The following is a 13756-nucleotide window of genomic DNA, read 5'->3' on the forward strand; positions in this document are numbered from 1 at the left end:
TACTTTGAGGAACAATTACTTGCAATTGTCAACATCGGGACGGTTTACCTTAGTGTTGCTACTAGTAATTACATTTAAACTCTCGGCACAGGAAGAAGAAACTGCACAGGACACTACCGGTACAGGCTATGTTCTGGGAGAAATTTCCCTGCCTGACCCGGAAAGTATTGTTACAAAGTACGAATATGATCCTGTTTTAGACCGTTACATTTATCGCCAAAGCCTTGGTGAAATAAATTTCTCACTTCCTCTTATTTTAACTCCAGAAGAATACGAAGAACTTGTACTGCAGGAGGAAATGCGTGATTATTTTAAGTTGAAAAATGATGCGCTTTCAGGAAATAAGGAAGGGGCAGAAGAGATTCAGCGGGACCTGCTTCCCGATTTTTACGTAAATAACAACTTTTTTGAAAGTGTATTTGGTGGTTCCGAAATTGATATTGTCCCACAGGGAACGGTGGAGATGGACCTCGGGTTGCTTTATACCAGGCAGGACAATCCTGCGTTTTCGCCAAGGAACAGGAGCAATTTAACTTTTGATTTCGACCAGCGTATCAGCCTGAGCCTCATGGGGCAAATAGGGAAAAGGTTGGGAGTAACTGCCAATTACGACACGGAATCTACTTTTGATTTTCAGAACCAGTTAAAACTGGAATATACGCCTACAGAGGACGATATTGTGAGAAAAATTGAGGTGGGGAATGTTAATATGCCACTAAATTCTGCACTTATTCAGGGCGCGCAGAGCCTTTTTGGGTTTAAAACCGAACTTCAGTTTGGTAAAACAAGAGTTACAGGTGTTTTTTCAGAACAAAAGTCAGAGCGACGTACAGTAAATGTGGAAGGTGGCGCCACGGTAGAAGACTTTGAACGTTTTGCTCTGGATTACGACCAGGACCGGCACTTTTTCCTCGCGCATTACTTCCGGGACCACTACAACGAAGCTTTAGAAAATTATCCGTTTATAAACTCCAATATTCAGGTAAAAAGAATTCAGGTCTGGATTACCAACAGGACCAATAATGTCCAGAATTTGCAGGATACCAGGAATATTGTGGGGATTCAGGATTTAGGGGAAACTAATATTTCGGGAAACATCGGTCTTCCAACTGTGCCGGCAGGATTTTTTAACCAACCGCCGGGAGCTTATCCGGACAATGCGAACAACGACTTTAACCCTTTCGGAATAAATGCTGCGCCACAATCTGTTTTAACCCCTGCCATAAGAGATGTTTCTACCGTAGAGAGCGGTTTTGGAGGTGTGCAGGTTTCTGAAGGGACAGATTACGTGAAACTGGAAAATGCACGGCAGTTAAATCCTTCAGAATTTACTTTGAATACCCAGTTGGGTTATATATCCCTTAACCAGCGATTGAGCAATGATGAAGTGTTGGCTGTCGCTTTCCAGTATACGATAAATGGTGAAGTTTTTCAGGTTGGTGAATTTGCCAATGATGGAGTTAATGCCACTGGTGATGCGAATGTGAACGATGATCCTGAAGCCAATCCGCGCTCTAACAGGAACCTGGTTGTAAAAATGCTGAAAAGCACAATTACGAATGTTAACGAGCCGGTTTGGGATCTTATGATGAAGAACATCTACAGTCTTGGTGCTTATCAGCTGGAGCGACAGGATTTCAGGATGAATATTTTATATACAGATCCACAACCGCTTAACTACATAAAACCTGCTGAAAATGCTTCTGTACCTTTGCCCGAAGATGTTGAGGAAACACCTTTGCTGAGAGTTTTTAATCTGGATAAGCTTAATAATAATAATGATCCCATAAACGGCGGGGACGGTTTCTTTGATTATGTTCCGGGAATCACTATAGATCCGGTAAACGGAAACATAATTTTTACTACAGTCGAACCTTTTGGTGAATATCTTTTTGAAAAGCTGGATGCAACACCCAATAACGCAGAAGAAATTTACAGCCAGCCCACTACCTGGAACGAAAATCAGCAAAAATATGTTTTCCGTTCGCTGTACCGTACTACCAAAACACAAGCTGAACAGGAGGATGCTGACAAAAATAAGTTTCAGTTAAGAGGAAGGTACAAATCTGCAGAGGTGGAAGGAATCCCCATTGGTTTTAACCTGCCCCAGGGTTCGGTTACTGTGACTGCAGGTGGCCGTCTTCTTCAGGAAGGGGTGGATTATGTCGTGAACTACGAGTTGGGAAGAGTGCAGATACTGGATGAGGCTTTGCTTGCTTCAGATATCCCCATTCAGGTAAATACAGAAAATAACGCATTGTTTGGACAGCAGACAAAACGTTTTACAGGAATTAACGTGGAGCATCTCTTCAATGAAAATTTCCTGATTGGTGGTACTTTTCTGAATTTAAAGGAGCGGCCGCTAACACAAAAAGCCAATTACAGTTATGAGCCTATAAATAATACTATTTTGGGACTTAATTTAAATTATTCTACCGAAGTTCCTTTTCTTACAAGGCTGGTCAATAAATTGCCAAATATCGATACAGATGTAAAATCGAATTTATCCATACGCGGTGAATTTGCATATCTTCTTCCGGGAGCACCCAATGCCAATGATTTTGATGGTAAGGTGACCACTTATGTAGACGATTTTGAGGCAGCACAAACTTCTATTGATATAAATAGTCCGCTTGCATGGGAGCTTTCCAGTGTGCCACTGGGTTTTGGTGGTGAATTGGCCAACGGTGACCTGGCTTATGGCTATAGAAGGGCAGGAATGTCCTGGTACACAATAGATCCTATTTTTTACAGTAATGGAAGACCCGATGGGGTGACAGATACCGACCTTTCAGATTTCAGGACGCGACGTGTTGCACTAAATGAAATTTTCCCAAATACTGATGTGGTGCAGGGACAGCCGCAGGTACTTTATACGATGGATGTAGCCTATACCCCCGGGGAGCGTGGTCCCTACAATTACAATCCGGCCACTGCAGGAACCAATACTTTGCCCAATCCTGAAAATAATTTTGGAGGGATAATGCGTGGAATAAATACCACTAATTTTGAACAATCCAATGTAGAGTTCATCGAATTTTGGGTAATGGACCCTTATATTTATCCTGAAAACCAAGGAGACTCCGGTGGGAATATTGTTTTTAACCTGGGAAATATTTCAGAAGATGTACTAAAGGATGGAAGGAAGCAATACGAAAATGGATTGCCTCGTGAAGGAAGTGCATTAAACTCTGTAACTACTGCTTTTGGGCGTGTTCCGGCAGATCAATCCCTGGTATATGCTTTTGATTCTGAAGGGGAAGCCAGAGTTAATCAGGATGCAGGTTACGATGGACTTCTTGATGAGGAAGAGGCACTAATGTTCCCCGATTTCGCCGGGCTGCCTGACCCTTCCCGTGATAACTTTGAGTATTTTCTGAATACGACCGGTGATATCCTTAACAGATATAGTAATTATAACGGTTCGCAGGGAAATTCACCAACAAATGTGGGTGCCACCAACCGTGGGAATACAACCTTGCCAACTACAGAGGATATTAACCGGGATAACACGATGAATACCATAAATAGTTATTTTGAGTATGAAGTTCCGTTTTTTCCTGGAATGAGCATCGATAATAATCGGTTTATAACCGATGTTAGAGAATTAACCACCACGCTTAGAAATGGACAAAGTCTTCCCGTAAGATGGATCCAATTTAAGATCCCTATTTATGAACCTACCAATGCCCGCGGCGGAATTGGGGATTTTAGGTCTATACGTTTTATGAGAATGTTTTTAACCGGATTTGAAGAAGAAGTTCATTTGCGTTTTGGGGCTATGGATTTGGTTAGAGGGGATTACAGGAGGTATAATCAAAGCCTGAATTCTGAAAGCCCATTACCAGTAAACTCCGGGACCTTATTTGAAGTGGCAGCTGTAAATATTGAAGAGAACGAAAACAGGCAACCGGTGCCTTACGTTTTGCCTCCCGGGGTTTTTCGGGAAGAGCTTTTTGAGAGTAATACCAATATCAGGCAAAATGAACAATCCCTTTCCATTAGGGTTTGCGAATTAGAACCTCAGGACGCGAGGGCAGTTTATAAGAATTTCCAGGTTGATATGCGCCAGTACGAGAATTTGGAAATGTTTTTACATGCCGAATCTTTGGTGAACAGAACGCCCCTAAAGGATGATCAGCTTGTGGCATTTATAAGAATGGGAACAGACTTTAAAGAGAATTATTACCAGATTGAAATTCCATTATCACCCACAGCCTTTGGTGCTGCCACTGCTGATGAGATCTGGCCGGAAGCTAACCGGCTCAATCTCTCGCTTGATCTGCTTCAGAAGGTGAAAACTGCCGTTTTAGGGGATCCATCTTTAAATCCTTCAGAAGTAAATTTCTTTACGGAAGATCTTCAGCTCACCGACGAACAGGCAGCTTACGACACCGGAAGAATCAGAATAGGAGTAAAAGGAAACCCCAGCTTTGGGAACATCAGAATATTAATGTTGGGTGTAAAAAATGGTACCAGAAGAGATGGAGTTCAGGATCTTTGCGGGGAAGTCTGGTTTAATGAGTTACGTCTTTCAGGTCTTAAAAATGAAGGAGGCTGGGCAGGAATTGTGAATATGGATACCAATCTTGCAGATTTTGCGACCGTATCTGCAACCGGAAGAAGAAGCACTGTAGGGTTTGGCTCTATTGAGCAGGGCCCGAACCAGCGAAGCCGGGAGGATTTGCAGCAATACGATGTAGTGAGTAACATAAACGTGGGCCAGCTGCTGCCTGCCCAATGGGGTGTGAGGATTCCGTTTAATTATAGCAGGGGGGGAGAAATGATCACTCCAAAATACGATCAGGAATTTTTAGACGTTGAGCTGGATACAAGATTGGAGGCCATTACAGATTCAGAAGAAAGGGAAGGTGTTAAGGAGCAGTCGCAATCCTATACAAGAAGACAAAGTGTAAATGTAATTGGTTTGAGGAAAGAAAGGATAGGGGAAGCTAAACCAATGCCTTATGATATCGAAAATTTTGCTTTTTCCACCTCTTATAACCAGATTAATCACAGGGATTTTGAAATTGAAGAGGCGCTGGATCAAAATGTGCGCGTAGGTTCTACTTACGAATATAATTTTGCTCCTAAAGTAATAGAGCCCTTCAAAAATATTTCTGTTCTGGATAGCAGCGATTATTTTACCGCTGCAAAGGATTTTAATTTTAATGTTTTACCAACAAATATTAATGCCAGCGCCAATATTTTCAGACAGTATAATGAGCAAAAATTCAGATCTCTGGAACTTTCAGAAAATGATATTGGAATCCCGACTTTGTACCAACGTAATTTTTTGTTTGACTGGCAGTATGGAATCAATTACAATCTTACCAAATCCCTAAGCTTTAATTTTAATGCCTCCAATAACAGAATTGTGAGGAATTATATAGATGAAGACGGCTTTGCTAATAATGAAATTGGACTTTGGGATAATTTTTTCAATATTGGTGAACCAAACCTGCATTATCAAAGTTTACAGGTGAATTACGATTTGCCTTTCGATAAAATCCCTGTTTTGAATTTTATAAAAGCTACGTATTCTTATACTGGAGATTTCCAGTGGCAGCGAGGTTCTAAAATTTATGAAAATCTGGAGGGAATTCCGGATATAGGGAACAGTATTCAAAACTCAAATTCACATCAGATAAACGCAAACCTTAATTTGCAAAATCTATATGATTATGTAGGTCTGGTAGAAAAGAAGAAAACTCCTCAGCGGCGAAGCATTAGGGAAAGGAGTGCAGGAGTGCCCACTCCAGATGCTGCGAATGATCCTACACGGGAAAAACCACAAGCACAGGTACAGGAAAATGCAGGAGGTAATAAGACGTTTAATACTGTGGTAAAAATCGTTACCGCCGTGAAAACAGTCCAGGTAAATTACCGTGAAAACAGAGGTATTTTTATGCCGGGCTATACTGAAAGTATTGGGTTTATGGGTACTATAAAGCCAACAACTGGCTTCACTTTTGGCCGCCAGGAAGATATACGGGCTATGGCTGCAAGAAAAGGATGGTTAACCTTATTCCAGAATTTTAACCAGCAGTATTCTGCAGTAGAAAATGAGCAGCTCAATATTCAGTCTTCAGTAAGATTATTGCCAGAGCTGACTATAGATATAAGTGCACAGAGAACTTATGCCGAAACGTATACCGAAAATTTTAAAGTTGATCCTGATACCAGGCAATATCAGTCCCTAACGCCCTATACCTACGGAAATTTCAGTATTTCAACTTTGCTTATTAAAACTGCTTTTAATCAAAGTGGCGAGCAATCTTCAGAAACCTTTGAAAATTTTAGACAGAACAGATTAGAAGTTGCACAACGGCTGGCTGTTGAGCAGGGACTGGATCCAAATGAAACGGATGAAGAAGGTTTTCCGGTGGGCTTGGGTAAATCAAACCAGGCGGTGCTTTTACCAGCGTTTATTGCAGCTTATTCCGGAAATAATGTGGAAGATATAAAGCTTGGTGCCTTTAGAAATGTACCTCTTCCTAACTGGGATATAAAGTATACAGGTTTTATGAGGTTAAACTGGTTTAAGGATAAATTCCGGCGATTTTCAATGAGCCATGGCTATAAGAGTGACTACACGATAAATCAATTTCAAACGAACCTGGATTACGATCCCGCAAGTAGGGAAGAAACAAATCAGGCCGGGGATTTTAAGAACCCTGTCTTATTTTCAAATATTGTATTATCAGAACTCTTTACTCCCTTGGTACGTATAGATCTGGAAACAAAAAATGCTATCCAGGTTCTGGGCGAGATCAGGAAAGACAGGGCGCTTTCTTTAAGTTTTGACAACAACCTCCTGACGGAATTTAAAGGAAATGAATATACTATAGGATTAGGATATCGTCTTAAGGATTTAAAGGTGGCAACTAAAATAGCCGGAAGAAATCGTATTCTAAGCAGCGATCTTAATTTAAGAGGAGATTTATCTCTACGGCAAAATAAGACCATAATCAGGTATCTGGACCTTGAAGATAGCCAGGTAGTTGCAGGACAAGACATTTGGGCTATTGGCTTTACGGCAGATTATGCGCTTAGCAGAAACCTTACGGCGCTTTTTTATTACGAGCATAACTTTTCTGAATATGCCGTTTCTACCGCTTTTCCGCAAACGACTATCCGTTCTGGTGTAACTTTAAGATATAATTTTGGAAATTAATTATTTGGTGGTTTGAACAATTGTATTAAAAAAGTAACTTTGCTGCACATTAAATTAATCTTATGAATATTCCACAAGAATTAAAATACACCAAAGATCATGAATGGGTGAAGATAGATGGAGACATCGCCACGGTGGGGATTACAGAATTTGCCCAGGGTGAGCTTGGGGACATCGTTTATGTAGAGGTAGAAACGGTGGACGAAACTCTGGAGAGGGAAGAAGTCTTTGGAACTGTGGAAGCAGTAAAGACTGTTTCCGATCTGTTTGCTCCTTTAACCGGGAAAGTAGTCGAGTTTAATGAAAGTCTTGAAGACGAACCAGAGAAAGTGAACAATGATCCTTTTGGTGAGGGATGGATGGTAAAAATAAAATTCACTAAACCTTCTGAAGTAGAAGATTTGCTATCTGCTCAAGCATACAAGGATATAGTTGGTAACTAAAATTGCCGCAGTAGCGGCTTTCTTATATACAGCATTAATAACTTATCTCTCCCTGGCTCAACTGGGGAAGATAAATGTAGGCACATTTAGTCCAACGGACAAGATGATGCATGCAGGGGCTTACTTCGTACTAGTAGGTGTTTGGCAGGTTTTTTTTATACTTAAATCACAAGACAACCAAAATTATAAGCAAAATTTATATAAAATTTCTGCTGCCAGTATCCTCTTTGGTATGTTAATTGAAGTTTTACAGGGAACCCTCACCAGTCACAGAGAACCGGATTGGTATGATATTTTAGCCAATTCAATTGGTGCTTTACTTGCTGTTTTAATTTTTTTATCGATTAAGAATTTTTTGAAAAGATTAAAAAGTAAGATTTTTTAGAGTAGGCGCCAGTAGTGGATGTCTATTACTTTTTCTTTAAAATTGAAGCCTATAATAGAATTCAACTTTCTAATCTTCAATTGAATGTCATTTAAGTAGTATATTATTGCAGATTAGTTCAGTTTTTTAGAAAAAATATTTATTTTAGCAACTCTTATTAATTAATAACCATGGAACCTAAGAAAAATCCGAAAGCAGATTTAAACAGAAGGAGTGTACTCTTTCTTCAATTAGGGCTAATATTAGTTCTTTTTATTACCTGGCAGGCCATAGAATGGAAAACTTATGACAGGGATGCCATAGATACAGGTCAGGTAAATATGGACGAATTGGATGATGAAGAAATACCAATTACTGAAATGCAGAATACTCCTCCACCGCCACCGCCACCGCCACCGGCACCGGAAATTATAGAGGTTGTGGAAGATGAGGAAGAAGTAGAAGAAGATGAAATTGAGTCTACCGAAACTAGCCTTGATGATATTGTAGAAGTCGAGGAGGTTGTAGAAGCAGAGCCTGAAGAGGAAGTAGATGATGTTCCTTTCGCGGTTATTGAAGATGTGCCAATATTTCCTGGTTGTGAGAATTTGAGTAATAACAATGAGCGTAAGCAATGTATGAGTGAGAAAATCAGTCAGCATGTTAACCGAAACTTCAATAAAGATTTAGGTGGAGAACTTGGACTTTCTGGTGTTAACCGGGTAATTGTTCAGTTTAAAATTGATAAAAGTGGTAAAATTACAGAAGTTCGTTCCCGTGCTCCTCATCCAAGATTAGAGCAGGAAGCAGCAAGGGTAATCAACAAATTACCAAGTATGCAGCCCGGGAAACAGCGTGGAAAAGCTGTTGGGGTAATGTACTCTTTACCAATTGTTTTCCAGGTTCAGGATTAATTTTACTTATATAACAGTATTCAAATCCCGGTTTAGGCCGGGATTTTTTATTTAAAAAAGTTATACTCTTGGAAAAAATGTATATTTCGCCTGTTTAACCAAATCTTTTGCCTCTAAAACTATGAAGTATCTCATACTTCTTCCGGTTCTGTTTGCTACGAGCTTTTTAAATAGTCAGGAGAAACTTAATGATTCTGAAATACCACCCGTTTTTCCGGAATGTGAAATGGTGGAATTTCAGCAACGATCTGATTGTTTTCGGGAAACTCTAAAAGACTTTATAGTTGAAAACATTAAAATTCCACAGGTTGTTGAAGAAGATAATTTCCGGGGTACCGTGGTTGTGCTTTTTGAAGTGACTAAAGAAGGGGATTTTCAGGTGCTTTATATAGATGCTGCTTACAACCAGCTTAAAGAGGAAATAATAAAAGTCTTTGAGTCACTTCCGCAGATCCGACCTGCAACGTATAATGGTAAGCCTACTTACATGCAATTTCGGATGCCTTTGAAAATTCCATTGCGATTAAATGAAGAAATTGCAATTATAAAGGAGGAAAGCACTAGTTGGGCAGGGGAAGCTGCACAAGATAAAACCACAGACTCTCCGTTTACAGGCTTAGATGCGAATAATGTGACCGAAGAATATGATCTTATACAATCCTCAGATTTTACAAAACCGCATTTAGAGAGTAAGTTAAATATTCCTTTTTCTCATGAAATGTATAGCAGGTTCGATGCTGAATTAAATAGGATTGGCACTAATACGCATACGTCTAGTAAGCCTTTTTTATATTCTGAAGTTGCCAGATATTATGATTTTAAGGCAGAACAGGAAAAAATTTTACAGGATAGATCAACCTGGTTGGGTAGAAAGATCTGGAATGAGCATCTTGTTCAATTCCAGACAGAAGATTACTGGTTTACTATAGATTTTGGACTGGATCTTCAGCTTGGAAAGGATTTTCAGCAGGAGGATTATAAATTTACCTATAATAATACCAGAATGGCAATTCTTAATGGGGGATTGGGCGATAACTTGAATTTTTATGCAGTCGCTTATGAGAACCAGGGACGTTTTGCTGAATACTTTAATGATTTTGCTCAATCTATCAGACCAGATGGAGGAGATCCTGCAATTATACCTGGTCGGGGAATCGCAAAGCCTTTTATGGATGGAGGGTATGATTATCCTGTTGCAGAAGGCTATCTTTCCTATTCCCCTGGAAAATATTTTAATATACAGTTAGGTCACGGTCAGCATTTTATTGGTGATGGATACCGGTCTCTATTAATGAGTGATAATCCTTCTCCTTACCCATACCTTAAATTAAGTACTACTTTCTGGAAACTGAAATATACAAATACTTGGATGTCCTTAAGGGATGTGAGACCGGAAGTGACAGCAGATGGTTCCTTCAGGACAAAATTTATGGCTAATCATTATTTGAGTCTGAATTTGACAAAAAGATTAAATGTAGGTTTATTCGAATCTGTTGTTTGGCAGAATGATAACAACAGGGGTTTCGATGTAAATTATTTAAATCCGGTGATATTCTATCGCGCCATAGAATTTTCTACCGGTGCACGTGGTGGAAATGCTCTTTTGGGCTTGACGACAAAGTATAAATGGACGGATAAAATCAATACCTATGGCCAGTGGGTAATAGATGAATTTTCTACAGGAGATATATTTGGAGGATCTCAAAGTTGGAAAAATAAACTTGGCTATCAATTGGGTGTAAAATATTTTGACGCATTTAATATTCCCAATCTGCTTCTGCAGATGGAATACAACCAGGTTCGGCCTTATACTTATTCCCATAATAAAGAAGTAGTGCTCAACTATGGACATAATAACCAGTCCATGGCGCATTTGTGGGGTGCTAACTTTCGGGAAATTATCGGAATTGCACGTTATAAGAAAGAAAGAATGTACGGCCATGTGAAGTTTATCTATGGAAAGCGGGGCTTCGATTTTAATAATGGGGAAGATAACGCCGCTTATGGAGGTGATATTTACAGAAATTACAATGAGCGGCCGTTTGATTACGGCGTGAAAATCGGGCAGGGAAACACAACCAATTCATTATTTGCTGAAGTAGAGGGTGGTTACATTATAAACCCTGCCAGTAACCTCAAGCTCTACGGAAAATTTATTTACAGGAATTTTGAAACTCAGGTAAAAACACCACTTCATTCTGATAATTCCACCGCCTGGATCAACTTTGGTTTAAGGACAGATATCTTCAACTGGTACTATGATTATTAGACAATGTAGAGCCTGAAAATTAACAATTTTCGTCCCTTGTTAAAACCTAATTAAGGAGTATCTTTGCGGCAATTTAAAAAGGGCTTTTTGAGCAACACGCAAACACATACTCTCTCTGCTTCAGTTTTATCAGATTTTAAGGAAATAACTAAAATGCGACTGGCGATCAGCGTAGTGTTTTCCTCTGTAGCTGGTTACTTTCTGGGTGCAGAAACTATTGATTTCGTGACTGTGCTTTTGCTGGCCATAGGAGGATATTTGATGGTGGGCGCATCTAATGCCTATAATCAAATAATTGAACGCGATCTGGACGCTTTGATGGACCGGACGAAGAACAGGCCTATCCCTGCTGGACGAATGTCGGTTTCTACGGCTTTTACAATTGCCAGTGTTTTCACTATTCTTGGTTTAATTGTTCTATACGTGATCAATCCCAGGACAGCAATGTTTGGTGCGATAAGCATTTTCCTTTATGTAAGTGTGTATACCCCATTAAAGACAAAAACTCCTCTTTCTGTTTTTGTTGGAGCTTTTCCCGGTGCAATACCTTTTATGCTGGGTTGGGTTGCTGCTACTGGTGATTTCAGTATAGAGCCTGGAACATTGTTTATGATTCAGTTTTTCTGGCAATTTCCGCATTTTTGGGCAATTGGCTGGTGGTTATATGACGATTATAAAAAGGGAGGATTCTTCATGCTTCCAACAGGGAAAAGAGATAAAGGTACCGCCGTTCAGGTAGTACTGTATACTATCTGGACTGTTTTGGTTTCTTTAATTCCGGCATTTGGTGTGACAGGAAGTTTATATCTTACTCCGGTGGCAGCGGTTATAATCCTTCTGCTAGGGTTAGGGATGCTTTATTATGCTTTAAAATTATATAAAGAAAAAACTGCTGAAGCAGCTAAGAAGTTGATGTTTGCCAGTGTGTCTTACATTACCTTGCTTCAGATAATTTATGTTTTGGATAAATTTATAAGACAATGGATTTAACAGAAGGATCAGAAAGGAACAAACACAACAGGGCCAAAAAAATGATGCTCTGGTTTGGAATAATAAGTATGATTATGACCTTTGCTGGTCTTACCAGTGCTTATGTGGTGAGTAAAACACGGCCAGATTGGTTGGTTGATTTTGAGTTGCCAGGCTCCTTCTTTTGGAGTACTGTTGTAATTATTTTAAGCAGCGTAACTTTTGCCCTGGCGAAAAAGAATATTGCTGCCGGGAATCGTAGAAATGGAGCGGCTTTGTTAATAGGAACACTTGTACTGGCAATTCTGTTTGTAGCGCTGCAGTTCCAGGGTTTTTCTGAATTATTTGGACAAGGCTATTTCTTTACAGGAAGTGAGAGTACAGTCACTACATCCTTTATATATGTTGTAGTTTTGGCCCATCTAGTACACCTCGCGGCGGGCTTAATTGTTCTTTTAGTCGTAATTTATAACCATTTTAAACAGCGTTACCATAAGGGGCAAATGCTTGGTATAGAGTTGGGTGCAACCTTCTGGCATTTCGTGGATTTCCTATGGATTTACCTGTTTTTGTTTTTATATTTCTTTAAATAATAAAATTGCGTATTTTTGCGCATCACTTAAATTTAAATTTCATTTATGGAAGCTTCTGTTGTAAGAACAGGCACCGAAGGTAAAGCTTGGGGCGGTGGTAATGAACCATTGGATGCTAGTTATGGAAAAATGATGATGTGGTTTTTCATCGTTTCTGATGCACTCACCTTTTCCGGATTTTTGGCAGCCTACGGTTTTTCCCGTTTTAAATATGCAGATATTTGGCCTATTGCAGATGAGGTATTTAACCATTTTCCATTCCTCCATGGGGTAGATGCTCCCATGTATTATGTGGCTTTAATGACATTTATTCTTATCTTTTCTTCTGTGACTATGGTTTTGGCTGTAGATGCAGGGCATCATCTAAATAAGGCTAAGGTCACTTTTTATATGTTTTTAACCATTATTGGTGGACTTATTTTCCTTGGTTCCCAGGCCTGGGAGTGGTCGAATTTTATTAAAGGTGAATACGGTGCAGTTAGTACCACTGGAGGAAACATTCTTCAGTTTGTAGATAATGAAGGTCATAGAGTGGCTTTAAGTGATTTCGCAATACCAGAAGCTTCAGAAAGAATTGTACATGAAGAGAATGAGGGGATTTGGTTTGAGTCAGGTGCTACACTTCCAACTTACTCTATAGAAGAAGTAACTGCAGGCTTTGCTGCAAATGAAGATCTTTACGTAAGAACCGGGGTTTTAAATGAAGAGGGGGAGAAAACAATACTTTCCAGACGCGAATCTTTGCAGAAGCTTGAAACCGAAGGAATAGGTGTGGTAGAAGGTGCTAATCTTACACAGAATGAATATGGGCCGCCACTATTTGCGGACTTCTTTTTCTTTATTACTGGATTCCACGGATTCCACGTTCTTTCTGGTGTTATTATAAATATAATCATCTTCTTTAATGTTATCGTAGGAACTTACGAGCGTCGCGGTAATTATGAAATGGTAGAAAAAGTTGGTCTTTACTGGCACTTCGTAGATTTAGTTTGGGTATTTGTATTCACATTCTTTTACCTGGTTTAAT

Annotated in this window: 8 protein-coding genes; all 8 read left to right on the top strand. The window is 39.6% G+C overall.

Going from position 1 to position 13756, the window contains the following annotated elements; all coding sequences use genetic code 11:
* Positions 1–4 precede the first annotated feature (4 nt).
* On the top strand, positions 5–7177 hold the full coding sequence (gene sov, locus RM549_RS05835) for a T9SS outer membrane translocon Sov/SprA (RefSeq protein WP_311682730.1): 7173 nt from the start codon (positions 5–7) through the stop codon (positions 7175–7177).
* A 62-nt stretch (positions 7178–7239) separates the two neighbouring features.
* On the top strand, positions 7240–7620 hold the full coding sequence (gene gcvH, locus RM549_RS05840) for a glycine cleavage system protein GcvH (RefSeq protein ID WP_311682732.1): 381 nt from the start codon (positions 7240–7242) through the stop codon (positions 7618–7620).
* Complete coding sequence (locus RM549_RS05845; RefSeq protein WP_311682733.1) at positions 7610–8005, top strand: VanZ family protein; 396 nt, start codon at positions 7610–7612, stop codon at positions 8003–8005. The genes gcvH and RM549_RS05845 overlap by 11 nt, the downstream gene beginning before the upstream one ends.
* Positions 8006–8175: 170 nt before the next feature.
* The gene (locus tag RM549_RS05850) at positions 8176–8898 is read left to right on the top strand and encodes an energy transducer TonB (RefSeq protein ID WP_311682734.1); all 723 of its coding nucleotides are present in this window, start codon (positions 8176–8178) and stop codon (positions 8896–8898) included.
* Positions 8899–9019: 121 nt separating this feature from the next.
* Positions 9020–11167 (top strand): gliding motility protein RemB, encoded by a 2148-nt coding sequence (locus RM549_RS05855; protein ID WP_311682736.1) that lies wholly within the window; start codon positions 9020–9022, stop codon positions 11165–11167.
* 87 nt (positions 11168–11254) lie between these two features.
* A complete protein-coding gene (gene cyoE, locus RM549_RS05860; protein ID WP_311682737.1) occupies positions 11255–12157 on the top strand; it encodes a heme o synthase in 903 nt (300 codons plus the stop codon).
* Positions 12148–12729, top strand: coding sequence for a cytochrome c oxidase subunit 3 (locus RM549_RS05865; RefSeq protein WP_311682739.1), 582 nt, complete (start codon positions 12148–12150; stop codon positions 12727–12729). The genes cyoE and RM549_RS05865 overlap by 10 nt, the downstream gene beginning before the upstream one ends.
* 45 nt (positions 12730–12774) lie before the next feature.
* Positions 12775–13755: a cytochrome c oxidase subunit 3 gene (locus RM549_RS05870; protein ID WP_311682741.1), complete on the top strand. Its 981-nt coding sequence runs from the start codon at positions 12775–12777 to the stop codon at positions 13753–13755.
* Position 13756: the final 1 nt, after the last annotated feature.

The sequence above is a fragment of the Autumnicola patrickiae genome (genome assembly GCF_031846525.1).
In the GTDB taxonomy this organism is placed as follows: Bacteria; Bacteroidota; Bacteroidia; order Flavobacteriales; family Flavobacteriaceae; genus Autumnicola; species Autumnicola patrickiae.

Excerpts from the sequence above, each read along its gene's own strand:
- RM549_RS05855 (WP_311682736.1), top strand. The coding sequence starts at position 9,020 with ATGAAGTATCTCATACTTCTTCCGGTTCTGTTTGCTACGAGCTTTTTA.
- RM549_RS05870 (WP_311682741.1), top strand. The coding sequence starts at position 12,775 with ATGGAAGCTTCTGTTGTAAGAACAGGCACCGAAGGTAAAGCTTGGGGC.
- gcvH (WP_311682732.1), top strand. The coding sequence starts at position 7,240 with ATGAATATTCCACAAGAATTAAAATACACCAAAGATCATGAATGGGTG.
- RM549_RS05850 (WP_311682734.1), top strand. The coding sequence starts at position 8,176 with ATGGAACCTAAGAAAAATCCGAAAGCAGATTTAAACAGAAGGAGTGTA.
- RM549_RS05865 (WP_311682739.1), top strand. The coding sequence starts at position 12,148 with ATGGATTTAACAGAAGGATCAGAAAGGAACAAACACAACAGGGCCAAA.